Raw genomic sequence first — 23,324 nt, forward strand, 5'->3', positions numbered from 1 at the left:
GATCTTGCGATTACGGTCAATGACCAATTAGCCAGCACCACCAATCTTGCCCTAGCAATAACGGCTTACTCTTCCGTAGGAAATTCAGTCGCCACAGCGACCTCAACGCAAACGGTGACCGTTAATCCTGTTGCGGATGTTCCTATATTAGATGCGCAAGCGGTCTCTGGAGATGTAAATACCGCAATAGCTCTTGATATAAATGCAGCACTTTCATTGGGGAATACCACAGACTCGTTGTCAGTAACGATTGGCAATGTTCCTGATGGCGCGATTCTAAGTTCAGGTGGAACTGCTTTAGTAGCTAATACCGATGGTACTTATACCGTCAGTGCGAGCCAATTGCAGGATCTTGCCATAATGGTAAGTGGGAACTTAACTGTCTCAACCAACCTTGAATTAGCAATAAAAGCTTACTCCACCGTAGAGGAGTCAGTAGCTACAGCGACGGCAACTCAATTAGTTACTATTAATCCTGTTACTACAATTGATCCAGGATCACTCTCCTCTGCAAATGATGGTACAACTGCTGCAGGAACAGGTGGTTCAACTACGACAGTAGTAGACGGTTCGACTTTGACAGGAACAGATGGTTCAACTACGACAGTAGTAGACGGTTCGACTTTGACAGGAACAGATGGTTCAACTACGACAGTAGTAGACGGTTCGACTTTGACAGGAACAGATGGTTCAACTACGACAGTAGTAGACGGTTCGACTTTGACAGGAACAGATGGTTCAACTACGACAGTAGTAGACGGTTCGACTTTGACAGGAACAGATGGTTCAACTGCGACAGTAGTAGATAGTTCACTAGCTTATGCAGATGCTGGGTCGGGTCATGATGCGGTGTTGGTTGATCGCATTATTGAAACTGTAGATCCTACAAGCTATACATATGCAATTGATCCGGCATTGCAAGGTACTTTAACGGGGAGTTCTCTTGATTCCGCTGCATCTGTTCCCACAATTGACTTAACTCCACAAGATAGTATTTTAGATGTAAGCGCACAAAGTGTCTTAAGTGTAGTTGCTTCTGATAGCAGTTCAACTGTGGCAGCACTAGATAGTTCAACTGTGGCAGCACTAGATAGTTCAACTGTGGCAGCACTAGATAGTTCAACTGTGACAGCACTAGATAGTTCAACTGTGGCAGTAGCAGATAGTTCAACTGCGACAGTAGCAGATAGTTCAACTGCGACAGTAGCAGATAGTTTAACTGTGACTGCAGTGGATAGTACAACAACCTCAGCGATTAGTTCAATTGCGACTGCCGATAGTTCAATTGCAACAGTAGATAGTTCAACTGCAATAGTTTCAGGCCAAACAGATGCGACTCTATCATTACAAGCAACATTTACAGATCTAGGTATAGGTGGCGTAGAAGTAAATCAGACACTGATCTAAGAAACTATAGTTTGTGTTGAAACTTTAGCTTAAATCAGCAGTAACAGTTAGAAGGCCTAATCGGCCTTCTGTTTCTAAACATAGGTTTAAATATCTTTTGTTGTTAATGCTAAGCCCTGCTTATAGCTTCTACAAGCAAGCGCTTCTTCACCAAGCATTTCATGTAACTGTCCTTGAGTTTCATAAGCTAAAGAGGTAGGCTCTATTTCGTTTGATTTTTCGAGATAATATTTGGCTTTTCCCCACAATTTTCGTTTCATGCAGATTTGACCCAAGCATAAATAAAGTGCCGCTGAATGAGCATTTTTTTTCAGTAATCCTTCAGCAAAAGCCAGTTGTTTTTCATCTATTGGTAATAGGCCATAGAGGCCAATCAATTGGGGGCTAAGGTCTTTGCGTAGTGCACGACGTAATAGGTCGCTTGCAGTAGTATAATCCGCATTTTTTAATAAGAAACGCACATATTCGGCTATGATATTTGGCTCATTAGCTAAAGCTTTGGGTAATGAATTAAAGAAAATATTCACTGCCTCGTGTTGATTCTGCTTAACAAGATCAATAAGCCGCTGTAAATAGGCATTGTACTGTAATAAATCAAATTCTTGTGAATTAACAACCTGATATTTTTTTAAGTCAGGCAAAATGTGAATGAGCTGAGCCCAGTCTTTTACTTCTTGATAAAGTTGCATTATGAGCTTTAAAACATAAGGATGATGAGGGGCTATATCATGTAAATGTTTTAGTGTTGCCAGAGCTTGCTCCCATTGATGATTTGCTAGTTGCAATTCTGCTTGAGTTAATTCAACGGCAATTTTAGCCTCAGGCATCGATTGTTGTGCCTCACGCAGATAATCATCGCGTAATTGATTGTCTCCCATTTTTTGGGCGGCTCGAGCTGCCGTTAAATAATTCAGCAAAGGCGTATCCGTATTCGGTAAGGCTTGAATCAAATGATTTTTTGCTTTTAACCAATATCCTTCACTGTATTCAATTAATCCTTTTCGGGTAATTGCTTGCGCTTTTTGAGCGAGACGTTTCGAATGCCATTGGGTTAATGTGCTTGGGGTATGAGAAATTTTCTGACATAAGCGCAAAACAAGATACATGGCAATGAACAATATAATGATACCAAAGACAGCTACCCAGGCCGTAGTTTCAATGGTCCATTGGTTGATAGCAATTAATACATAGCCTGGGTCTTTATTGAGTTGAATTCCTAACGCTACGGAGCCTAGCAAGATCAAGAAAGCCAAGAGAATACGCATCATTTTTGATTTCCTCCTTGTTCGTCATTTAAAGACTGAGTCCCTGGAGTTTTTTTCGTTTCAATCAATTCATTGAGCATGGGGAGCGCAGAACCCATGGCTGGTTTTTTACGAGTTATATTTTTTTGTTGTAACTCGGTCAGTTTTTTGATTAAAGCGGCAGTGCTTGGTATGTTTTCATTAAAATTCATTTTAAGACTACTAATCGCTTGTTTTAGAGCCAGTTGATAAACAAAAGGCTCATTATTAAGAACAGCCCATTGTGCTTCCTGGAAATTGAGGCGTAGCTTCTCTTTAAGTAAGGCTTCAAATAAAGGAGACATCAGCGGTTCAATCCCTTGATCATGTCGTCGAATTACAACAAGTTTTTCCAGCACATTCATACTGCTTTGTAATCGAACTTTCCAGCTGGAAGAGTCATTTGATGAGGGTATTGTATTTTCTTTCGGTGGTGTATTTCCACTCATCGGTAAAGGGATGCTCAAATCATTAATGCTGTTTTGAGCTGCATCCAATTGACTAAGCAATCCAGCAATATCTACAGAGGGTAGCGTTTGTATCTGTGCTATATCTTTGGCTATTGCTTGTCGGATATTCAAAATTTTAGGGTCGTTTAACTGCTTTAAGAGCTGATCTGCCTGCTCCAACAATGCTATTGTTGAATCGGTTTCGTTGCTCCAATGTGCATTGATCTGAGCTAACTCAAGATAATAACGCGTCTTGAGGAGAAGCCAATCCTGATTTTGATAAAACTTTTGATTTACTGCATTTTGGATTTGTTTGCTTAAGTTTTCAAATTTGACTTGTAATTGTGTTTGTATCTCTTCAGTTGTGTTGGTTCTTGCATTCATTTGTTCTTGGACTTGCTCTTGACTTTGCTCCAATTGTTGTAGCTGGGTAGAAAAAATATTTTGCGCTTTACTTAATTGATTTTGCAATTGATTGTTCTTGGAAAGAGTATAGGCGGCAACACCTAACGCTCCTAAGGCAAATATAAAGGTGATGGTAGATATTAGGTATTTGTTTTTACACCCAGTAGAATTACTTTTAGGTTTTGTCTCTTCATTTTGCGCAGTACTGAGTGTTTTTTTTACTTTTTGTACTTGTTCTTCGTTGCCGATTGCCATAAGTTAATCCTTGTTCACGTAATCAAACAATGTATTCATCACCCGATTAGGGTTACAAACTCTGATATTTTTTATATTCATCGATGAAGCAAGTTGAGCCAGGCGCTCGCTGATCATGAGCCATTTTTTATTACGGAGCCACTCCTGGGCCTCTTTGTCAAACAGTTTCAAAAGGTTATGCAGAGACTGTTCGCTTGTTAACAGTATAATGTCCACTAAATCATTGCGCCATATCGACTCAATCATATTCCCGCTAATTTTAGGGAGCTCCCTTTTATACACCTTAAGAATAATCAGGTTAGCCCCTCTTTGTATTAATTGCTCCTCAATAAGTGGCCTGCCTCCTTCTCCCTTAAATAGTAGCACGTTTTGTTTGGCTGGTTGTTGTAATGTTTTTAATGCTAATAAATGTTCGCTATCAGGTCTATCGGGGATTGCGTTGACCTGTATGCCAAATTTTTGTAGTGCTGCAGCACTACCTTGGCCGATTGCAATGACTTGAATTGAAGATGGCCATTTAATATGTTGCCTATTTATTTGGGTAAAACAATAATGAACGGCATTAGCGCTAATGAAAATGGCTTGGTTTACTTTTTTTAAATCAGGTAATAAATTGATCCAATTATTATTGGTTGCTTTGATCTCTAGAGTTGGTAGTTCAATTACGAAGCCTCCTGCGTCGCGAATGCTTTGACTCAGTGGCTGTGCCTGGTCTTGTGGGCGAGTATTTAAAATGCGTAAACCGTGGAGGGAGCTGTTCATTTTGGTACTGATGCCAGAATGTTTGCGGCCCCTTGAGCTTGCAACGATTGGGCGCAAAGTTCAGCCAAGTGTGTTGCCTGCTCCAATGGGCCAATTTGCTCGCTCTTAATAATTTGCGAGCCATCAAGAGTTAGAACTTTCGCTTGCAAGGAAAGTTGATTGTTTTTTACTGGGACACAAAAAACTGCCAAAGGGACATGACAATTACCACCCAAGAGGGCATTGACCTTTCGCTCTGCATGCACACAAATAGAAGAAACTGGATCATTAAGTTCGGCAAGTAGTGCTCGCATTTCGTGATCGTCACTTCTGCATTCGATTGCTAAAGCACCTTGACCACACGCAGGCAGCATGATTTGAGCAGATAATTGTTCTGTTATTATATTGGTAAATCCCATACGCTCAAGACCTGCAGCAGCAAGAATAATTGCTTGAAATTCTCCTGCTTTCAGTTTCTCAAGTCGAGTATTGATATTTCCTCGTAAGGGCTTAACACGTAAATCCGGCCTGTACGCCAATAATTGTGATTGCCGTCTAAGACTTGAAGTCCCAACAATAGATTGTGGGGGCAGTGTCTGTAAATCGGTATGCTGGTAACTGACAAAGACATCAAAAGGATTATCTCTTTTACAAATTGCAGCCAAACCCAGGCCTTCAGGGAACTCTGCGGGCATGTCTTTTGAAGAGTGGACTGCAAAATCGGCCCTTTTGTCCATCAATGCTTCTTCGAGCTCTTTGACAAATAAACCCTTGCCGCCGACAGCAAGAAGTTTGTCCTTGAGGAATTTATCTCCGGATGTGCTCATGGGTAATAATTCAATCTGCAGATTCGGCCATTTCTCTAACAATAAATCCCGAACATGATTGGCTTGCCACAGAGCCAAAGGGCTTTGGCGAGTTGCTATGCGTAGAGTTCTTGAATACATTTGATACTGCATTTTGAAGAGTATGCAGTATCATACTATGTTCATTAAACAGATGCACGTACAGAAAGAGCGATAAAAATGTAAGTCCACCCATTTACAATCATATCAATAGCAATGAACATTCCTATAACCCATAAGCCACTAACTGGCCATTGCATGATGATTAATACACCAAGAATAATGGCAATAATTCCTGCAAATAATAACCAACCCCATCCTTTACTGTCTTTTAAAGAAAAGGCAAGAATTATTCGGGTGATGCCAATAACAATCAGTACACCAGCTAAGAGTGCAGTAATTAAAGTAGATGCTAAAAAGGGATCATACAGAACAACACCAGCCCCAATTAGGTATAAAACTGCAATTATTGTTTGCCAGAATATACCTTTCCAGTCTCGATGTTTGAAAATATCAATAAAATGGGATATCGCGGAAATAATTAATAAGGCAGCAAAAAAATACATGCTAACTAAGGTCAAGCCGATGACCATGCTCAAGCCGATACAACCCAGAAAAACAAGTAATATTCCTAACCCCAAAAGCCAACCCCAATTTCGCCTTAAAGTACTTGGGGTGTAAAGTTCATTTGTATTTGCCATATCCTTTCCTTATTGTTATACATCCATAATCAATCAATACCATTGAAATATAACCTAATTTTCAAAGAGTTGTCGAATGGAGTTGTTATTGGCTCCAAACTTGATTTTTCTGCTCGTGGCTTGGGTGAGTCTCAGCGCAAACCTCGGATTTTGAATTTGCACGAGCACCCAATTTATTGGGTTGCGAAAGGAGATTATTTATAGTTATCGTAACAGGCATAAGGTTGTTGTTTGTAATAGGCCCAATAACGATCTCCATAAGACCAATGCCAATATTCATTACGATAATTAACAAAACCTACAGTTTCTAAGACATGACACATGATTTTTCGATTTTGTTTTGCTTCGTCAGTAATAATTTCTGAGGCAGTTAATGAGAGAGAGCCGTCTAAATCCTCCATCCAATCTTTAGGATGAATTCCCATTTCAATGGCCTCGCCTTGATCATTGATTAAATAAACATCAATTGCAGCGCCGGTCGAATGAGGTGGAATATTGGGTGAACCATCCAGGTTGATCACGGGGGAGACCAGTCGGGTTGTTTCAGTAAAAATCTGCTCTGATGACCATTCGGGATGTTTATTCTTAACTTTTCCATAACGGGTATCAAAAAGAAATTTTTGTAATGCCAGACTACGGTAGCTTTCATACAAGCAAAAACGTAATCCTTTAGGTAACAAGGATTGGGCTTGGTTTAATTTTTCATAAACCGTTTTTCGCATTTTTGTGTAATCAGTATTATTCGGTATTTCTGGAGATGGACCATAGATAATTTCAGGATGATTCACTAAGTCAATTATTGGGTCGTGATTTTCAATCACCGGAATGGCAACTATTTTAGGATCGGCAATGAGCAAAATAGAATCTTGTATGGTGTTGTCTGACATTTCAAATCCTTATAGCTTATTTTTTTCCATAGCGGCGAATGCCTCTACTGCATTGAGCCTGATTTCTTCATCGGTTAGATCTTTGGTGTGTGTGGCGATCATCCACGAGTAGCCAAAAGGATCTTTAATTAGTCCGGCGCGATCGCCCCAAAACATGTCAGCTACAGGCATTGTTATTTGACCTCCAGCAGCTACAGCTTGTTGAAAGAACGAGTCTACGTCAGAAACATAGACAAAAAGTGTGATTGGTGATTTTCCAAGGGTTTCAGCACTTTTGGAACAACTTTCGCCCTCCATTTCATCACCCATCATGATAATGGAGTTACCAATTTGAATGTGAGCATGCATAATGCCTTCCCCATCCAAGGAAGGGAAAATATGGAGCGCTTTAGCATTAAATGCTTGTTTATAAAATTCAATTGCTTTCGCACAATCTTTGAAAGTAAAGGCTGGGGTTAAGGTATGAAAGCCTTCAGGAATTGCTTGGACCATGTTTTTGCTCCTTAGTTTTTTTAACAATCCATTATAGTTTGAAGATTGTTTCCTAGATACAAGATGCTTTTCCACTTATTTGATTTTAATCTTGCTGGAAAAAAAAATCACTTCTAGGTATTATCCTAAATTATTATCATGAGGTGTATGGGCATGAGGTTGCAGTTTTTAATATCATTGTTTTGTTTTTCATTTGTGGCATATGCAAGTGATGAATCGCAGCAACGAGAAATTCAATTAAGAATTCAACCTGTAGGAAAGGTCACTATACAAGGTCAGGCCCAGACAGATAATAAAGCAATTAGTAATGTAGAGACAAAAGAACCAGGACAAGAAACATACCAACAATATTGTATTGTTTGTCATCGAGACGGTCTCGCGGGAGCACCAAAATTCAGAAATGAACAGGATTGGAAACCGCGATTAACCAAGAGGGAATTAAATGATTTACTTGCTTCTTCAATAAAAGGTCTGAATGCTATGCCTGCAAAAGGAACGTGTATTAAATGCAGTGATGATGATCTTAAGGCTGCTATATCTTATATGTTGCCCAAATCATGAGAAAACTAACTTATAGAAAAATTCAAAACTTTAATGCAATACTGACATTGTTTGTATTATTTGCTTCGTTTTACTTTCAATACATTGTTGGCCTTATTCCTTGTCCCTTATGCCTCATGCAGCGCGTCTGTGTTTTTTTGTTGTTGGCCATCATGGGGTTAAGCTTACGAACTTTAAAAAAGGCGCATATTATCAGTTTGTTGCAGATCATTATTTCGTGTGCCGGCTTATTTTTTGCTTTACGTCAATTATGGTTACAGTCTTTACCGGCGGGCGAGGCACCGGCATGTATGCCTGGCCTCGACGTGTTAATCCGTTATTTTCCCTGGCAAACTGTGGTAAAAACTTTATTTTTGGGGAGCGGCGATTGTGCTGAGATAAGCTGGCGGATGTTGGGAATCTCAATGCCAGGATGGTGTGCTCTATATTTTTCATTCATGGCCCTAATGGGATGTTTCTTGTTTTGGCATACCCGACGAAGTGCGCTTCACGAAGATAATTTATAATCTTGATGCTTTGTAGCTTGGGAGTAGCGAAGCGGAACCCGGGATTGGGATGTTCGTTTAAGTGGTTTATGTCTTAAAACCCGTATTCGCTAAGTGCACTCACACCCAGGCTAAATGAGTATTTTGTTAAATTGTTTTTGAAGTATTGAATTGCAGATTTTTGCTCACAGTAGCTGGAGCGCATTCTGGCGTTATTGAGGATAAATAAGACGTGGGTTGATTTGTTTCCGGATGTGCGAAGCGAATCATCTGATTTTTAAAGTGAACAATACGAGCGGCTGATTCTGGTGATTGAGATAAATTAATTTTTTGCAATAACTCCAGCAATACTTGCCGTGGTTGGTGACAGACGATCAGCATATCACAACCTGCGTTAAGGGCTTCTTCTGTTCGGGTCATTAAATTGCCTATATCGGCACCGGTCATGCTCAAGCAATCGCTTAGAACCAAACCTGTAAAATCTAATTCATGGCGTAATATTTCTTGCAGCCAAATGGTTGAAAAGCCAGCAGGCTTATTTCCATCAACGTACTTATAAGTTACATGCGCCGGCATGACCGCGCTAAGTAGTCCTTTGTTGATTAGCTCGATAAATGGTTTTAAATCTTTGGTTTTCAACTCATCCATCGAGGAAAGAGAAATCGGCATTGTACTATGTGAATCGCCAGTGACCGAACCGTGTCCTGGAAAATGTTTGGCAACGGCTGGCATACCGGCTGCATTCATCCCTTCAATAAAAGCACCGGCTAAAGTGACAATCACCTCAGGATTATGGTGAAAAGCACGATCTAAACGAGCAATAATAAGACTTTTATCATGTAGGTCAAGGACTGGCGCAAGGCTTAAATCTACACCACAAGCCAATAGGTCTTTGGCCATAATTTCGCCGTATTGTCTGGCAAGTTTGATGCCGACTTCCGGGTTAAGATCATAGGTATCGCCATAAACGCGAGGAGCCGGCAAAGCACGAAATCCATGGCGCATAAAGCGTTGCACAAAACCACCTTCGTGATCAGTCGCTATAAAAATGTTAGGATTGATTTCGCGGATTTCACAAATTAAATGTTCTAACTGCTGTGGGCTCAAAAAGTTACGAGTGAAAAGAATCACGGAACCTACCAGAGGATGCTTAATGATTTCCCGTTCAATGTCTGAAAGTTCAGTACTTTCTAAATCGATCATGAATAAATTAGAATTTGAACTGGGCATATACATATATCCTTTTTCGAATTTGGATTAATAGGGCCATGCATCCATAGATTTTGCGCATGATATCATAGATTAGACTTCTTTCGAAACTCTACTTGAGTGACAAATTGCTTTGTTGATTCGGTGTGCTGATTCATATGCATGCGCGTGTGCATTCTGATACGTCACTCCATTTTTCATCGGCTTTTGCTCACTACAGTGTATTGCGAAATGCGCCTATTGATTAATTATTAACAGGGTTAATGCTGGTAATCTGAGTTTGACTTAGCTATTATCGGCATTTTTGAATTATTTCTAACCGATGAAAACCTTTTCTTGCGATGTGTTGCATAAACACTCATCTACTCAAGCGCGAGTGACGCGTGTCACTACGGCTCACGGTGAATTTATTACCCCAGTTTTTATGCCGGTTGGGACGCGTGCTGGTGTAAATAATATGACTCCCGCTGAATTGCATGACGCACACAGTCAAATCATTTTGGGTGGTAATACCTATCATATGCTATGTGCCCCGGGCATGGAGGTCATCGAAAAAGCAGGTGGGATGCATCCTTTTATGGGATGGCATGGACCGATGTTAACGGATAGTGGTGGCTTTCAGGTTTTTAGTTTATCCAAAAATAAAGAAATTTGTACGATTGATGAGGATGGCGCGCATTTTCGATTACCAGGAAGTCAGCGGTTAATTCATATGACACCGGAAATGTCCTTAGAAACCCAAAAGATTATTGGTGCGGATATTATTATGGCCTTTGATCAGTGCACGCCGGATAGTTGTACTAAGGATGAGGTCAGCCATATCATGACACGTACACATCGTTGGTTAAAACAATCAATACACTATCATCAACAATATCCCAACTCACGCTATGGTTATGTGCAAGCTCTTTTTGGTATTATTCAAGGAGGGACTTTTAAAGATTTACGCCGTGAAAGTGCGGATTTTGTATCTTCCATGGATACCGATGGGATTGCAATTGGTGGTGAAACCATTGGTTTTGATATGAAAACCACGGTGGAAGTTATTCGTTGGGTGCGCGATTATTTACCAGAAAATAAGCCACGATATACTATGGGTGTTGGAATGTCTCCTCAGGACCTTTTGGATGTAGTCGCTGAAGGAATAGATATGTTCGATTGTGTCGCTCCGACCCGTAATGCGCGACATGGGTCTTTATATTGTGGTGAATTGATTCGAGAAGGTAATTGGTTGCGTTTTGTCAGTGAGTATGAGAATGAACGAATTCAAATAAAAAAATCATGCTTTGCTGATGATATGTCGCCGATTATGGCCCGCTGTACATGTTACACTTGTCGTAACTATTCACGCTCTTATCTGCATCAGTTAACAAAACAAAAAGCAAATTTATTTACAGCATTGGCAAGCATTCATAATGTTCATGTAATGCATGATGTTTGTGATAAAATGCGTGAGTTGATAATTAACGAACGTGTGAATTAAAAGGCACTCATGCATTTACGTCATATTACGAATAATATCCTGTAAAAAGCATCGTCTTTTTACATATATTAAGATTTATCAATTAATTTAAAAAATGACAGGAGATATTAATGGTTGTAATTAGCACATCTAAAGGTGATATTCATCTACAGTTAGATACAGAAAATACTCCAGCTACTGCAGAAAATTTTCTTAATTATGTGCGCAGCGGTTTTTATAATAATACAATATTTCATCGTGTTATCGCAGGCTTTATGATTCAAGGTGGTGGACTTGACTCCGAGATGAAACAAAAAGCAACTCGCGAGCCTATTAAAAATGAAGCTAAGAACGCGAAGCCCAATAAACGAGGTTCTATTGCAATGGCAAGAACTATGGATCCTCATTCTGCAACAGCGCAATTTTTTATTAATGTTGCTGATAATGCATTTTTGAACTATAGCGGTGACCATATGCAAGGATATGGATATTGTGTATTTGGTGAGGTAGTTGAAGGCATGGATGTTGTAGACGCGATTGCTAAAGTAAAAACTGGGCAACGCATGGGGCACGCTGATGTACCCGATGAAGAAGTAAGCATTATCGAAATTAAAGAAGTCTAAGAGTGATTTGCAGCCTGGGTGAAGCGAAGCGGAACCCGGGTTAAGCTAGTGGTTTTTACCGTTTTTCGCTTCGCCCAAACTACATTTCTACAATTTTCTTTGCCCTACGGTTTTCGCTTCCGTTTTTTGATACTTTCTGAATAGTCAAATATTGGTATTTCAATGTGGAAAAAAATGGCTACCAGTCGTGCAGTAAAAATACTGATGAGTGTAATAATCACATTGAGATTTTCTGAAATCTCGAAATAGTGAAGGGTGGTGAATAGTACTGCACCAGCCAAAGCAATTACTGCATAAAGTTCTTTTCTTAATACCAAAGGAATGTCGTTGCATAGAATATCTCGTAACATACCACCACAAATACCGGTAATCATGCCACTAATGATGGCAATGCTGGGTGATAAACCATGGTTGAGTACTTTTTGAGTACCAATAATCACAAATGTAGACAATCCCAAAGCGTCGAGGATTAAAAATATTTTCATGATTCGAATCAATGAATGTGCAATAAATATAGTTAGGAATGCACATACTGATGTGTATAGTAAATATTCAGGATGAATAACCCAAGTTAGAGGGTACGTGTTAAATAGGACATCTCGTACAGCGCCACCACCTAATGCCGCAATGCTTGCAATCAACATAACACCAAAGAAATCCATTTTTTTACGACCAGCCGCTAAGGCGCCAGTGATTGCTTCAACACAAATACCAATGATGAAAAGACAATGGAGTAACATATAAACTCAGTGTGTTTTTAAAATGCAATGATATCACTATTGGGCCAAATGGAGAAATATATAGAAAGGAGTTCTTGTTCATGCGCATTATCAATGCAAATTTTGATTTTGGGTGCTCTATCAAGGCCACCAAAGAGTTGGTAAGTCAGGCTTGAATGGTCATTAATGGTTAAATCAACTTTATCTTTAAACATGAATTGTACACGACGTTCATTAGCTCGTTCTGGTCCTCATATAAAGAGCCATTTTATGATGTTCGGTGTGAATGACCAAAGTGTTTCAGCGAAGCCAAAGCTAAGTCAATAATTTTTTTAGACTGTTCGTCGTCTGCACTAATTAGGCTGACGTCATTGATTAGTTCAATTAAGAAATTGGGTATTTCTTGTTCTGGAAGTATATCGTTATAAAGACAGGAGGCTTTAGTTAAAATATAGTGAAGTAAATTTTTACTAATGGATACTTTTTCTTGGGCAACTCCTTGATCATTATGAAAGTCGCCAAATAACAACCACCCTGGTGAAACATGAAGTTTCATTGCGATTTCTACCAGTTTAACAGGATCAGGAATGGCTTCGCCACGAAGATACTTACGGCATATTTGTAACGAATAGCCGGTAATTTCCGACAACTTATGGATGCAAACTCCCGAAGTAGATCGTAGTGAATTAAATCCTGCTGCGATCATGGCATCACGGAGGCGATCAGCGAACTGTTTTGCCAGGTTTATTTTTTCCATGGTATATAGAACTCTAATTTATGAATAAATAAATTATAATCAATAGACACAAAACATGCAAAAATTTGCAAAATACGAAACTTTTAGTTTCTAATCGAAACCAATGGTTGACATGAAGAGCAAACGAAGTATAATGCTAAAGAAACCTACGGAAAGGTTCTATCAGCCCAATAAAGAACAGTGATGTACGATGGAACAAATATCACAGCACAGTCCAACGAGAAAAGGTGGTATGACTCATAGCAGTTAACCTCGCAATATTATGGCTTGAATGGCTCCCCTCCATTTGAGCCTATCTTTAAGAGATTCTGTGAATTGAGCTGAATTGGAACATATCTATAAATTTATAAGGTTGCCAGACATATAAAGATAAAAATGTAACTAGGAAAAAGCAATTGCACATTTTTAACGCGTTCACGATGGATTCATTTGTTTTTTCTAGGTAAATGATTGCTTTGTAATATCACCTTATTATATACTTCATCCCAATGTGTATGCAGGTCGTTTTATAGGCACGTAGCTCAGTGGTAGAGCACCACCTTGACATGGTGGTGGTCGGTGGTTCGATCCCACTCGTGCCTACCATGCAACTAAATCGTATTCCAGGAGCGCCCGCTTTCATTTGGGATGATGCTTAAGATTGACTCCTTTTAAATTGAGATTTAAGCCCTGCCATGCAGGGTTTTTTTTTGAAAAGAAGTGCTTACGGATAAAATTATGCCAAACATTAAATTGCCTGATGGAAGTATAAAACATTTTGAAGCGCCTTTAACTGTTTATGATGTAGCTCATAGTATAAGTCCAGGCTTAGCTAAAGCTGCTATAGCAGGCCGTATCAATGAGCGCTTAGTCGATACTTCTTTCCTTATTGAGAATGATTGTGCATTAGTCATCCTTACAGAAAAACAAGATGAAAGCCTTGAAGTGATTCGTCACTCTACAGCACACTTATTAGCACAAGCAGTTAAAAGTCTTTTTCCAACAGCACAGGTCACTATAGGCCCTGTTATCGAAGATGGCTTTTACTATGATTTCGCCTTCCAAAGACCTTTTACTCCAGAGGATTTAGAGTCAATTGAAGCGAAAATGATGGAGTTAGCTAAAGCGAATTACCCGGTGACACGTAGAGAACTACCCCGTGATGAAGCAATTAAATATTTCAAGGGTATTGGCGAAGAATACAAAGCCAAGATTATTGCTGATATTCCTAAAGATGAAGTATTGTCTTTATATAAGCAAGGCGATTTTGAAGACCTTTGTCGTGGTCCTCATGTTCCTTCCACAGGATTTTTGAAGGCATTTAAGCTGACTAAATTAGCGGGTGCTTACTGGCGCGGCGATTCCAATAACGAAATGTTACAACGAATTTATGGTACTGCCTGGGCTGACAAGAAATCCTTAACCGACTATTTATTCCGTCTTGAGGAAGCTGAAAAACGCGACCATCGTAAATTAGGTAAAAGCTTGGAGTTATTCCACTTCCAGGATATTGCTCCTGGAATGGTATTTTGGCATCCCAAAGGTTGGACAATTTATCAAGAGCTTGAGCGCTATATGCGTCATCGTTTGGTTGATTTTGGTTATCAAGAAATTAAGACGCCTCAATTGGTTGATAGGGTTCTTTGGGAAAAATCAGGTCATTGGGCTAACTTTAGAGATGAAATGTTTGTTACTGAAACTGAAAATCGTCACTACGCAGTTAAGCCAATGAATTGTCCATGCCATGTGCAAGTATTCAATCAAGGTTTAAAAAGTTATAGAGATTTGCCATTAAGATTGTCGGAATTTGGTAATTGTCATCGTTGTGAACCCTCTGGTGCATTACATGGCTTGATGCGTGTCCGTAATATGGTTCAAGACGATGCTCATATCTTTTGTACTGAAGATCAAATCCAATCAGAAGTTGCGATGATGCTCGAGTTGGTTCAGTCTGTATATGCTGACTTTGGTTTTAAAGAAATAAAATATCGATTGGCATTACGTCCTGAAAAACGAGTTGGAAGTGATGATGTATGGGATAAAGCTGAGGCGGCTTTAAAACAAGCAATGAAAGATCGCAATATAGAATGGGTTGATGCTCCAGGCGAGGGTGCTTTCTATGGACCTAAAATTGAGTGTTCCTTGGCTGATTGTTTAGGTAGAATTTGGCAGTGTGGAACCATACAAGTTGATTTTTCGATGCCGGGTCGTTTGGATGCTTCGTATGTTGCTGAAGATGGTAGCAAGCAAATTCCTGTGATGTTGCATCGTGCAATTTTGGGTTCTTTTGAGCGTTTCATGGGGATTTTGATAGAGCATTATGCAGGAAAGTTTCCTTTATGGTTGTCCCCAGTACAAGCAATCGTGCTCACAATTAGTGAAAAACAGAATGATTATGCCCAAAAGGTAACTCAAATTTTACAAAAAAGAGGTATTCGGGCCAACTATGACTTGAGAAATGAGAAAATTGGCTTTAAAATTCGTGAACATACTTTACAAAAAGTACCTTATCTCCTAGTGATAGGGGATAAAGAAGTTGAATCAAACCAAGTTGCAGTGCGCTCACGTGAGGGAACAGACTTGGGTGTGATGACAATAGATACAATTTGTGATACCTTGGCGCAAGAAATTGCTCGAAAAGGGTCAATACCTAATTAACAAGCAGGGGGGATTAAACCATTAGTGCACCAACTAAGCGTGAAAATGATCGCGCACGAATTAATGAACAGATCAATGTACCTGAGGTACGCTTAATTGATGTCGATGGTAACCAGGCAGGAATTGTCTCAACACGTGAAGCCCTGCGTGCAGCGGAAGAAGGTGGATTGGATCTGGTAGAAATATCGCCTACAGCCAAACCTCCAGTATGCCGTATCATGGATTATGGCAAGTTTCTCTTTGAACTGAGTAAAAAACAAGCTGAAGCAAAGAAAAAGCAAAAGCAAATTCAGGTCAAAGAATTGAAATTCCGTCCTACGACGGAAGATGGGGATTATCAGGTCAAGCTACGCAACCTGATCCGTTTCCTAAATCATGGTGATAAAGTTAAAATTACGCTGCGTTTTCGTGGTCGTGAAATGGCTCATCAAGAACTGGGTATGAAGATTCTTGAGCGTTTACAGCAAGATACAGCTGAATTTGCTGTTGTAGAACAGCATGCAAAGCGCGAAGGAAGACAATTACTGATGGTTTTATCACCCAAAAAAACCAAGTAGCTGAAAACAAATGCGGAGTACATTGTTATGCCGAAGTTAAAGTCACATCGCGGAGCGTCTAAACGCTTCCGTAAGACAGCAAGTGGCGCGATTAAACGTCGCGGCGCTTATAGAAATCATATCCTCACCAAAAAGTCTACTAAGGCAAAGCGTCATTTGCGTGTAGAGGCTGGTACTTTAAAGCCATGCGATGCACGTTTGGCTGAACGCATGTTGCACGGTAGTTAAGGGGGGAATGAAGAATGCCAAGAGTTAAACGTGGTGTGACAGCGAAAGCGCGTCACAAGAAAGTTTTAGACCAAGCAAAAGGTTATTACGGAGCTCGTAGCCGAACCTACCGCATGGCAAAACAAGCAGTAATCAAAGCGGGTCAATATGCTTATCGCGATCGACGTCAGAAAAAACGTCAATTTCGTGCACTGTGGATCACGCGTATTAATGCACAAGCTCGTGAGTGCGGATTATCATACAGCCGTTTAATTGATGGATTGAAAAAAGCATCAATTGATCTGGATAGAAAGGTATTGGCTGATCTAGCTGTTCATGACAAAATAGCTTTTGCTGCAATTGCTGAACAAGCTAAAGCTGCATTAGCAAAATAATCTTTATAAAGTATCGATAATTATTGCAGCCTGGTTCTGCTACACAGCGCCTAGGCTACAAATTAGTTAAGAACACTAGATAAAAGATGAAATTTATTCTAAGGAGGCTGCGGCCTCCTTTTTACTTGTGGGTATAATTATGCAGGATATCATCACCATACAAGAGCTGGCTTCTGAAGCAATTAAGAATGCACAAGATGTATCTGGATTAGAATCAATTCGCGTTGATTTTCTTGGCAAGAAAGGTAAGCTGACTGAAATTTTAAAAGGACTTGCTCACTTATCCGCCGAAGACAAACCTAAAGTAGGTCAATTAGTAAATCAGGCAAAACGTGAAATCAGTACATTGATTGAAACAAAAATGCTTGAACTCAAGGAAAAGCAATTACTAGAAAAACTCTCAGCAGAACGTATTGATGTGACCCTTCCAGGGCGTAAGAAAGAGAGTGGTTCATTGCATCCAGTAACACAAGTGAAACATCGAATTAATGAGTTTTTTAGCCGGATGGGTTTTGATATTGTTGATGGCCCGGAAATAGAAACGGAATTTTATAATTTCGAAGCGTTGAATATTCCTGGTCATCATCCAGCACGTGCAATGCACGATACCTTTTATTTTGGTGATGGTCGTTTATTGAGAACGCATACCTCGCCAGTACAAATTCGTGCTATGGAACATCACAAACCTCCTTTTCGTTTAATTGCTCCGGGGCGTGTCTATCGTTGTGATTCTGATTTAACTCATACACCTATGTTCCATCAGGTCGAGGGGTTATTGATTGACAAGCAGGCCACTTTAGCCAGTTTAAAAGGCTTGCTCCAAGATTTGTTCGCAGATTTCTTCGGTCGTAAATTGGCATTGCGATTTAGGCCCTCTTATTTCCCGTTCACCGAGCCATCGGCAGAAGTTGATATTGAATGTACCCAATGCAGTGGTAAAGGATGCCGTTCTTGTAAGTTTACTGGATGGCTTGAGGTCCTAGGCTGTGGCATGGTGCATCCTAATGTACTCAAGGCTGTGAATATTTCCCCCGATGAATATCAAGGTTGGGCATTTGGCATGGGGCTCGATAGATTGGCCATGTTATATTATGGAATAGATGACTTACGGATGATGTTTGAAAATGATCTTACATTCTTAAGTCAATTTTAAGATATTTTACACTATTGATCCGTTGTTTTCAGTATTGTGGTTCGACATCCGAGCAAAGCTCTGCGAATCTAATAAAAAGTTTAATCAGGTGGTAAGGACTATAAATGAAATTAAGTAAATTATGGTTACGTGAATGGGTAAATTACTCATTAACTGAACAAGAATTAGCAAGTCAACTGACTATGGCTGGCCTGGAAGTAGATGCGGTGAGTCCAGTAGCAGGAGAATTTACTCATGTAATCGTTGCTGAAGTTCTTAGTACCAAACCTCATCCCAATGCAGATAAATTAACTGTTTGTGAAGTCAATGCAAACATGGATAAACCTTTGCAAATTGTTTGCGGTGCTTCCAATGTAAGAGCCGGATTAAAAGTAGCATTAGCTATGATTGGCGCCCGTCTGCCGGGAGGTTTTAATATCAAAGAATCCAAATTACGTGGTGAACTATCCCAAGGAATGCTCTGTTCTGTCAGTGAGTTAGGTATGGCTGAGCAATCTGAGGGCATTATGGAGTTAGAAACTGATGCGCCTGTGGGGATGGATTTGCGTGAATATTTGACTCTGGATGATCATATTTTTGATATTGATTTAACTCCCAACCGAGCTGATTGTTTTAGCGTTTTAGGCATCGCTCGTGAGGTGGCGGTGTTAAACAAATTGCCTTTATTAGAAAGATCAATTCCTGAACTGACGCCTAGTATCGATGATCTGCTACCAATACAGCTAAAAAGTCCTGAGGCTTGCCCGCGATACTGTGGTCGAGTAATTCGTAATATAAATCCTAAGGCAACCACCCCTTTATGGATGAGTGAGCGCTTACGTCGCAGCGGTATTCGCACTGTGCATCCGATTGTTGACGTTATGAATTATGTAATGATTGAATTAGGTCAGCCTATGCATGCTTTTGATTTAGCAACAATCAAGGGTGGAATTAATGTACGCTTTAGCAATAATCAAGAGCAGCTAACATTGCTTGATGGTCAAGAATTAACATTAAATGAAAAAGTATTGGTTATTGCAGACATAGAGAAACCTTTGGCAATGGCTGGTATCATGGGTGGAGAAGCAAGTTCGGTACAAGCGCATACCCAAAACGTATTTTTAGAAAGTGCCTATTTTAATCCGATTGTTATTGCTGGAGTAGCAAGAAAATTTGGCTTGTTCAGTGATTCCTCTCAACGTTATGAACGAGGCGTCGATCCATGCTTGCAAATGAAAGCTTTAGAACGAGCTACGGGATTAATTTTAGAAATTGCAGGTGGAGAAGTAGGGCCAGTTATCGAAGCGGATGATAAAAAATTTTTACCAGAAACGGTGCGATTTACTTTTGATACCGATAAAGTGAAAAAACTAACTGGACTTAATATTTCACTGCAAGAAATGAAAACATTATTAGAAGGGCTTGGTGTCGTACTAGGAAATGAGCACAATAATTTTCTTGATGTCACTATTCCTTCTCACCGTTTTGATATCCAACATGATGTCGATTTGGTTGAAGAAATCATCCGTCTTTATGGATATGACAATTTACATGCACAACCTACTTCAACATTAGCGCAGGCAGGAAAAACATGTGGTAATGAAGAAATAGCAGCGAAGCTAGCGCACTGGTTCAGTAACCGAGGGTATCATGAAACGATAAGTTACAGTTTTGTGGATCCTGAATTACAACGCGAACTTTATCCACACAAAGAATTTATGCAGTTGCTTAATCCAATTTCTTCGGAATTATCACAAATGCGTGCCGGGATGTGGCCAGGATTGATTGCATCAATGATTTATAATGTTCACCGTCAACAAAATGCAGTTAAATTTTTCGAAATCGGCGTGGTTTTTGATGTGAACAAGGAACAACTTGTTGAGCGTCCTTGTATTGCTGGTTTATTGATGGGAGAACAAGGAAGTGTCAATTGGAGTGAGCCTACTCGTGTTTTTGATTTTTTTGATTTAAAAGGTGATCTCCAATCTTTATTTGCTTCTCTTAAATTAAAACAAGTCGAATTCGTAGCTGCCGTGCATGATGCGTTACATCCAGGGCAATCAGCTCAGATCAATATCAATGGGGTATCCGCCGGGTGGATAGGTATATTACACCCACGTTTGGCAGATGCTTTAGATTTGCAAGAGGACGTTTTACTATTTGAAATCAACTTAGCGGCATTAAATGGGCATGAAGCGCCACGCTATAAAACCATTTCAAAATACCCGCAAATTCGTCGCGATTTGTCATTCTTAGTCGATGCGGACATCAGCGTAATGAAGATTGAATCAGTTGTTCGAGAGACCATAAAAGAAAATTGGTTAAAATCTTTTGATGTATTTGATGTGTACACAGGGGAAGGAATTCCTCAAGGAAAGAAAAGCCTTGCTGTTGCTATGACGCTACAAGATGAAAATCGAACTTTAGTCGATGCAGAGATAAATTCTTTAATTAGTGCTATAATCAACATGTTAGAAAATAAATTTTCAATCATATTGAGGGAATAATCGTGAATGCACTGAGCAAAGCAATAATGGCAGAAACCCTGTGTGATGAATTAAAACTGTCCAAACCTGCATCAAAGGAAATGGTCGAGAATTTTTTTGAAGAATTGCGGCATGCCCTGGAGCACGGACATCACGTAAAACTATCTGGATTTGGTAATTTTACATTAAGGGATAAGCCACAAAGGCCGGGTAGGAACCCCAAAACTGGAGAGGAAATTCCAGTCGTAGCCAGGAGAGTTGTAACCTTTAAACCCGGTTTGAAGTTAAAAACAAAAATTGAATCTATAGGAAAGTAGTCCATTGGCTTATTACAATAAACATGTTCTTATATGCACCAATCAAAAGGCTGCAGGCAAACAATGCTGCGCCAATACCGGTGGTGAGCCGTATTTTGACTATATGAAATCACGACTTTTGGAACTGGAGATGCATGGTCCAGGTAAAGTTCGTGTAAGTAAATCAGGTTGTCTCGGGCGTTGCAGTTCTGGGCCATGTATCGTAATTTACCCTGAAGGCGTGTGGTACACTTATGCGTCTTTTGCTGATATTGATGAAATCATTGAAAGGCATTTAATTTCTGGCAATATTGCCGAGCAGTTATTAATTGACAGGGAATGAGCAATATACCCAAGTATTACTTGGATGTAGAAGCGAAACCCAAAATGAAAATTATGAAATTTTTGGATTTCTCAGGTTTTGCATCATCTAACTGCCATTAACTTAATGGCAGTGACGTTTTAATTCGCCCAGACTTACACAATAGAACAAAAAATTATTATGATTCTTGTTTGAAATTTGTTATATTTATGCGGATTTAATTAATTGTTTATAAATTTTTATCCTTTTTTACTTGTAGGATGTTTCTGTTTTGGTTAAAATCGCCCGTCCATGATAGAAGATTACCAATTTAGGCGGTTCGGAGTTCATTTAATGAAGACATTTAGTGCCAAAGGCCATGAAGTCAAGCGTGACTGGTTAGTGGTTGATGCCAGCGACAAAGTTTTGGGTCGCTTAGCAAGTGAGATTGCTCGTCGTTTACGTGGCAAGCATAAAGCTGAGTATACACCCCATGTTGATACTGGCGATTACATCGTAGTTACTAATGCGGAAAAGGTTATTGTGACCGGCCGTAAATTTACCAACAAGATGTACTATCGTCATACCGGATATCCTGGTGGAATAAAATCAGATAGTTTTGAAAAATTACAGGCTAGAAATCCTGTTAGAATTATCGAACTTGCTGTTAAAGGCATGTTACCAAAAAATCCTTTAGGTAGAGAGATGTATCGTAAGCTAAAAGTATATGCTGGCAACGAGCATCCACATACTGCACAGCAACCCAAGCAACTTGATATTGAGGAATAAGTATTATGGCTGAAGTGAAGCAATACTACGGCACAGGTCGTAGAAAAAGTTCAACAGCTCGTGTGTTTTTACGTCCAGGTAAAGGCGAGATCAAAGTAAATGGCCGTTCTTTACAGGAATATTTCTGCCGTGAAACTTCTTGCATGGTTGTAATGCAGCCACTAGAAACCGTTGATCTTGTTGATAAATTTGATGCATACATTACAGTATCTGGCGGTGGAGTTTCTGGCCAGGCAGGTGCTGTACGTTTAGGTATCGCAAGAGCATTAGTTGCTTACGATGAAGCAGGATTAGCAGAAGATGCTGAGCCTAGTCCAAGTTCTGTTCGTAGAAGATTACGTGCACGTGGTTTATTAACTCGTGATTCACGTCGTGTTGAAAGAAAGAAAGTGGGCTTGCACAAAGCACGTCGTGCAACTCAATACTCAAAACGTTAATCGTTTATTGGTTAAAGAACCCCGCTTTTGCGGGGTTTTTTATTTTACGTGTTTGGAGTAAGTGCGGTTTGTCTCCTGCGTGCAGTGCAGCAGAACCTGGGGTCGTAAGGTAGTATGGATTCGCTGGGTTCTGCTGCGCTGTACCGAGGCTAAAACATTACATAAGCAAATGATATGGTGAATGAGAATACTGATCCTGAGCGTGAACAGGATAAAAACGATCTTATAGATGAAGATCGCCGCCAATTTTTGTTAACTACAACATGTGTATTAGGAAGTATAGGTGCTTTATGTGCTTTAACTCCCTTTGTTGCTTCTTGGTTACCTAGTGCTAAAGTTCAAGCTGAAAGTGCGCCTGTGCACGTTGATTTAAGTAAAATGGAGCCAGGAGAGCAAGCTGTTGTTGAATGGCGCGGTAAACCAGTATGGATAATTAGACGAACCAAAGAAATGTTGCAGCGCTTGACTATGGATTCTTCAAGGTTACGTGATCCTAACTCCGTGACGAGACAGCAGCCATCCTATGCAAAAAACGAGTTTCGTTCAATTAATCCAGAATACCTGGTTCTTATAGGTATCTGTACGCATCTAGGGTGCTCTCCAAAATACAAACCCAATCTTGGTGATTTAGGACCTGACTGGCCAGGTGGTTTTTTCTGCCCTTGCCATGGTTCTGCTTTTGATCTTTCTGGAAGGGTTTTTAAAGATGTCCCGGCGCCAATTAATATGGAAGTTCCCCCATATTATTTTATCGATCAACATACTCTTGTTATTGGCGAGGACAAAGCATAAATTCTATGCTCACA

General features: G+C 39.9%; 27 protein-coding genes and 1 tRNA gene. 17 read left to right on the forward strand and 11 right to left on the reverse strand.

The window, feature by feature from the left end:
* On the forward strand, nt 1-1,407 hold a 1,407-nt coding region (locus BW930_RS17165; RefSeq protein ID WP_175607552.1), incomplete at its 5' end, for a beta strand repeat-containing protein.
* An 86-nt stretch (nt 1,408-1,493) separates the two neighbouring features.
* On the opposite strand, the gene BW930_RS11640 is transcribed toward BW930_RS17165, so the two are convergent.
* The 7 genes from BW930_RS11640 to BW930_RS11670 all read right to left on the reverse strand — a co-directional run bounded on the left by BW930_RS11640 (nt 1,494) and on the right by BW930_RS11670 (nt 7,465).
* Nucleotides 1,494-2,675 carry a heme biosynthesis HemY N-terminal domain-containing protein gene (locus tag BW930_RS11640; protein ID WP_058468796.1) on the reverse strand — a complete coding sequence of 394 codons (1,182 nt, stop codon included), beginning with the start codon at nt 2,673-2,675 and terminating at the stop codon, nt 1,494-1,496.
* Nucleotides 2,672-3,799 (reverse strand): uroporphyrinogen-III C-methyltransferase, encoded by a 1,128-nt coding sequence (locus BW930_RS11645; RefSeq protein ID WP_058468795.1) that lies wholly within the window; start codon nt 3,797-3,799, stop codon nt 2,672-2,674. Before BW930_RS11645 ends, BW930_RS11640 begins: the two co-directional genes overlap by 4 nt.
* 3 nt (nt 3,800-3,802) lie before the next feature.
* The gene (locus BW930_RS11650; protein ID WP_058468794.1) at nt 3,803-4,561 is read right to left on the reverse strand and encodes a uroporphyrinogen-III synthase; all 759 of its coding nucleotides are present in this window, start codon (nt 4,559-4,561) and stop codon (nt 3,803-3,805) included.
* Complete coding sequence (hemC, locus tag BW930_RS11655) at nt 4,558-5,487, reverse strand: hydroxymethylbilane synthase (protein WP_058468810.1); 930 nt, start codon at nt 5,485-5,487, stop codon at nt 4,558-4,560. Before hemC ends, BW930_RS11650 begins: the two co-directional genes overlap by 4 nt.
* 44 nt (nt 5,488-5,531) lie before the next feature.
* A complete protein-coding gene (locus BW930_RS11660) occupies nt 5,532-6,086 on the reverse strand; it encodes an HdeD family acid-resistance protein (RefSeq protein ID WP_058468793.1) in 555 nt (184 codons plus the stop codon).
* 194 nt (nt 6,087-6,280) lie between these two features.
* Complete coding sequence (locus BW930_RS11665; protein ID WP_058468792.1) at nt 6,281-6,973, reverse strand: M15 family metallopeptidase; 693 nt, start codon at nt 6,971-6,973, stop codon at nt 6,281-6,283.
* Between the two features lie 9 nt (nt 6,974-6,982).
* Nucleotides 6,983-7,465: a VOC family protein gene (locus BW930_RS11670; RefSeq protein ID WP_058468791.1), complete on the reverse strand. Its 483-nt coding sequence runs from the start codon at nt 7,463-7,465 to the stop codon at nt 6,983-6,985.
* A 153-nt stretch (nt 7,466-7,618) separates the two neighbouring features.
* Between BW930_RS11670 and BW930_RS11675 the strand changes: the two genes are divergently transcribed.
* Together BW930_RS11675 and BW930_RS11680 are read left to right on the forward strand one after the other, a co-directional pair.
* The gene (locus BW930_RS11675; RefSeq protein ID WP_058468809.1) at nt 7,619-8,026 is read left to right on the forward strand and encodes a c-type cytochrome; all 408 of its coding nucleotides are present in this window, start codon (nt 7,619-7,621) and stop codon (nt 8,024-8,026) included.
* Complete coding sequence (locus BW930_RS11680; protein WP_058468790.1) at nt 8,023-8,532, forward strand: disulfide bond formation protein B; 510 nt, start codon at nt 8,023-8,025, stop codon at nt 8,530-8,532. Before BW930_RS11675 ends, BW930_RS11680 begins: the two co-directional genes overlap by 4 nt.
* A gap of 126 nt (nt 8,533-8,658) precedes the next feature.
* On the opposite strand, the gene nagZ is transcribed toward BW930_RS11680, so the two are convergent.
* Nucleotides 8,659-9,741, reverse strand: a complete 1,083-nt coding sequence (gene nagZ, locus BW930_RS11685; RefSeq protein ID WP_058468789.1) for a beta-N-acetylhexosaminidase — start codon at nt 9,739-9,741, stop codon at nt 8,659-8,661.
* 301 nt (nt 9,742-10,042) lie between these two features.
* On the opposite strand from nagZ, the gene tgt reads away from it, so the two are divergent.
* Nucleotides 10,043-11,203 carry a tRNA guanosine(34) transglycosylase Tgt gene (tgt, locus tag BW930_RS11690; RefSeq protein ID WP_058468788.1) on the forward strand — a complete coding sequence of 387 codons (1,161 nt, stop codon included), beginning with the start codon at nt 10,043-10,045 and terminating at the stop codon, nt 11,201-11,203.
* 110 nt (nt 11,204-11,313) lie between these two features.
* Nucleotides 11,314-11,805, forward strand: coding sequence for a peptidylprolyl isomerase (locus BW930_RS11695; protein ID WP_058468787.1), 492 nt, complete (start codon nt 11,314-11,316; stop codon nt 11,803-11,805).
* 104 nt (nt 11,806-11,909) lie between these two features.
* Here the strand turns inward: BW930_RS11695 and BW930_RS11700 are convergent, their stop codons facing one another.
* The 3 genes from BW930_RS11700 to BW930_RS11705 are packed head-to-tail and all read right to left on the reverse strand — an operon-like array spanning nt 11,910 to nt 13,281.
* Nucleotides 11,910-12,545: a trimeric intracellular cation channel family protein gene (locus tag BW930_RS11700; protein WP_058468786.1), complete on the reverse strand. Its 636-nt coding sequence runs from the start codon at nt 12,543-12,545 to the stop codon at nt 11,910-11,912.
* A gap of 17 nt (nt 12,546-12,562) precedes the next feature.
* Nucleotides 12,563-12,739, reverse strand: a complete 177-nt coding sequence (locus BW930_RS17170; protein ID WP_154668519.1) for a hypothetical protein — start codon at nt 12,737-12,739, stop codon at nt 12,563-12,565.
* Nucleotides 12,740-12,792: 53 nt separating this feature from the next.
* On the reverse strand, nt 12,793-13,281 hold the full coding sequence (locus tag BW930_RS11705; protein WP_058468785.1) for a helix-turn-helix domain-containing protein: 489 nt from the start codon (nt 13,279-13,281) through the stop codon (nt 12,793-12,795).
* A 510-nt stretch (nt 13,282-13,791) separates the two neighbouring features.
* Here BW930_RS11705 and BW930_RS11710 point away from each other — a divergent pair.
* The 12 genes from BW930_RS11710 (at nt 13,792) to petA (ending at nt 23,310) form a co-directional block, all read left to right on the forward strand.
* Nucleotides 13,792-13,866, forward strand: a tRNA-Val gene (locus BW930_RS11710).
* Between the two features lie 132 nt (nt 13,867-13,998).
* A complete protein-coding gene (gene thrS / locus BW930_RS11715) occupies nt 13,999-15,918 on the forward strand; it encodes a threonine--tRNA ligase (RefSeq protein ID WP_058468784.1) in 1,920 nt (639 codons plus the stop codon).
* Between the two features lie 20 nt (nt 15,919-15,938).
* Nucleotides 15,939-16,475: a translation initiation factor IF-3 gene (infC, locus tag BW930_RS11720; protein ID WP_040523000.1), complete on the forward strand. Its 537-nt coding sequence runs from the start codon at nt 15,939-15,941 to the stop codon at nt 16,473-16,475.
* 27 nt (nt 16,476-16,502) lie between these two features.
* Nucleotides 16,503-16,703: a 50S ribosomal protein L35 gene (gene rpmI / locus BW930_RS11725; protein ID WP_019234612.1), complete on the forward strand. Its 201-nt coding sequence runs from the start codon at nt 16,503-16,505 to the stop codon at nt 16,701-16,703.
* 14 nt (nt 16,704-16,717) lie between these two features.
* Nucleotides 16,718-17,077 (forward strand): 50S ribosomal protein L20, encoded by a 360-nt coding sequence (gene rplT, locus BW930_RS11730; RefSeq protein ID WP_058468783.1) that lies wholly within the window; start codon nt 16,718-16,720, stop codon nt 17,075-17,077.
* 139 nt (nt 17,078-17,216) lie between these two features.
* The gene (gene pheS / locus BW930_RS11735; protein ID WP_058468782.1) at nt 17,217-18,230 is read left to right on the forward strand and encodes a phenylalanine--tRNA ligase subunit alpha; all 1,014 of its coding nucleotides are present in this window, start codon (nt 17,217-17,219) and stop codon (nt 18,228-18,230) included.
* A 104-nt stretch (nt 18,231-18,334) separates the two neighbouring features.
* Nucleotides 18,335-20,716, forward strand: coding sequence for a phenylalanine--tRNA ligase subunit beta (gene pheT / locus BW930_RS11740; RefSeq protein ID WP_058468781.1), 2,382 nt, complete (start codon nt 18,335-18,337; stop codon nt 20,714-20,716).
* 2 nt (nt 20,717-20,718) lie between these two features.
* Complete coding sequence (locus BW930_RS11745) at nt 20,719-21,012, forward strand: integration host factor subunit alpha (RefSeq protein WP_019234608.1); 294 nt, start codon at nt 20,719-20,721, stop codon at nt 21,010-21,012.
* 4 nt (nt 21,013-21,016) lie between these two features.
* A complete protein-coding gene (locus BW930_RS11750) occupies nt 21,017-21,334 on the forward strand; it encodes a (2Fe-2S) ferredoxin domain-containing protein (protein WP_058468780.1) in 318 nt (105 codons plus the stop codon).
* Nucleotides 21,335-21,646: 312 nt separating this feature from the next.
* Nucleotides 21,647-22,081, forward strand: coding sequence for a 50S ribosomal protein L13 (gene rplM / locus BW930_RS11755; protein ID WP_058468779.1), 435 nt, complete (start codon nt 21,647-21,649; stop codon nt 22,079-22,081).
* Nucleotides 22,082-22,086: 5 nt separating this feature from the next.
* Nucleotides 22,087-22,518: a 30S ribosomal protein S9 gene (gene rpsI, locus BW930_RS11760; RefSeq protein WP_058468778.1), complete on the forward strand. Its 432-nt coding sequence runs from the start codon at nt 22,087-22,089 to the stop codon at nt 22,516-22,518.
* Nucleotides 22,519-22,692: 174 nt separating this feature from the next.
* A complete protein-coding gene (petA, locus tag BW930_RS11765) occupies nt 22,693-23,310 on the forward strand; it encodes a ubiquinol-cytochrome c reductase iron-sulfur subunit (RefSeq protein WP_058468777.1) in 618 nt (205 codons plus the stop codon).
* Nucleotides 23,311-23,324 lie beyond the last annotated feature (14 nt).

It is taken from the genome of Fluoribacter gormanii (assembly GCF_900156395.1).
In the GTDB taxonomy this organism is placed as follows: Bacteria; Pseudomonadota; Gammaproteobacteria; order Legionellales; family Legionellaceae; genus Legionella; species Legionella gormanii.

Bases quoted from the DNA above. Each gene is read 5' to 3' on its own strand.
- BW930_RS11640 (WP_058468796.1), bottom strand. From the start codon at position 2,675: ATGATGCGTATTCTCTTGGCTTTCTTGATCTTGCTAGGCTCCGTAGCG.
- BW930_RS11645 (WP_058468795.1), bottom strand. From the start codon at position 3,799: ATGGCAATCGGCAACGAAGAACAAGTACAAAAAGTAAAAAAAACACTC.
- BW930_RS11650 (WP_058468794.1), bottom strand. From the start codon at position 4,561: ATGAACAGCTCCCTCCACGGTTTACGCATTTTAAATACTCGCCCACAA.
- hemC (WP_058468810.1), bottom strand. From the start codon at position 5,487: ATGTATTCAAGAACTCTACGCATAGCAACTCGCCAAAGCCCTTTGGCT.
- BW930_RS11660 (WP_058468793.1), bottom strand. From the start codon at position 6,086: ATGGCAAATACAAATGAACTTTACACCCCAAGTACTTTAAGGCGAAAT.
- BW930_RS11665 (WP_058468792.1), bottom strand. From the start codon at position 6,973: ATGTCAGACAACACCATACAAGATTCTATTTTGCTCATTGCCGATCCT.
- BW930_RS11670 (WP_058468791.1), bottom strand. From the start codon at position 7,465: ATGGTCCAAGCAATTCCTGAAGGCTTTCATACCTTAACCCCAGCCTTT.
- BW930_RS11675 (WP_058468809.1), top strand. From the start codon at position 7,619: ATGAGGTTGCAGTTTTTAATATCATTGTTTTGTTTTTCATTTGTGGCA.
- BW930_RS11680 (WP_058468790.1), top strand. From the start codon at position 8,023: ATGAGAAAACTAACTTATAGAAAAATTCAAAACTTTAATGCAATACTG.
- nagZ (WP_058468789.1), bottom strand. From the start codon at position 9,741: ATGCCCAGTTCAAATTCTAATTTATTCATGATCGATTTAGAAAGTACT.
- tgt (WP_058468788.1), top strand. From the start codon at position 10,043: ATGAAAACCTTTTCTTGCGATGTGTTGCATAAACACTCATCTACTCAA.
- BW930_RS11695 (WP_058468787.1), top strand. From the start codon at position 11,314: ATGGTTGTAATTAGCACATCTAAAGGTGATATTCATCTACAGTTAGAT.
- BW930_RS11700 (WP_058468786.1), bottom strand. From the start codon at position 12,545: ATGTTACTCCATTGTCTTTTCATCATTGGTATTTGTGTTGAAGCAATC.
- BW930_RS17170 (WP_154668519.1), bottom strand. From the start codon at position 12,739: ATGTTTAAAGATAAAGTTGATTTAACCATTAATGACCATTCAAGCCTG.
- BW930_RS11705 (WP_058468785.1), bottom strand. From the start codon at position 13,281: ATGGAAAAAATAAACCTGGCAAAACAGTTCGCTGATCGCCTCCGTGAT.
- thrS (WP_058468784.1), top strand. From the start codon at position 13,999: ATGCCAAACATTAAATTGCCTGATGGAAGTATAAAACATTTTGAAGCG.
- rpmI (WP_019234612.1), top strand. From the start codon at position 16,503: ATGCCGAAGTTAAAGTCACATCGCGGAGCGTCTAAACGCTTCCGTAAG.
- rplT (WP_058468783.1), top strand. From the start codon at position 16,718: ATGCCAAGAGTTAAACGTGGTGTGACAGCGAAAGCGCGTCACAAGAAA.
- pheS (WP_058468782.1), top strand. From the start codon at position 17,217: ATGCAGGATATCATCACCATACAAGAGCTGGCTTCTGAAGCAATTAAG.
- pheT (WP_058468781.1), top strand. From the start codon at position 18,335: ATGAAATTAAGTAAATTATGGTTACGTGAATGGGTAAATTACTCATTA.
- rplM (WP_058468779.1), top strand. From the start codon at position 21,647: ATGAAGACATTTAGTGCCAAAGGCCATGAAGTCAAGCGTGACTGGTTA.
- rpsI (WP_058468778.1), top strand. From the start codon at position 22,087: ATGGCTGAAGTGAAGCAATACTACGGCACAGGTCGTAGAAAAAGTTCA.
- petA (WP_058468777.1), top strand. From the start codon at position 22,693: ATGGTGAATGAGAATACTGATCCTGAGCGTGAACAGGATAAAAACGAT.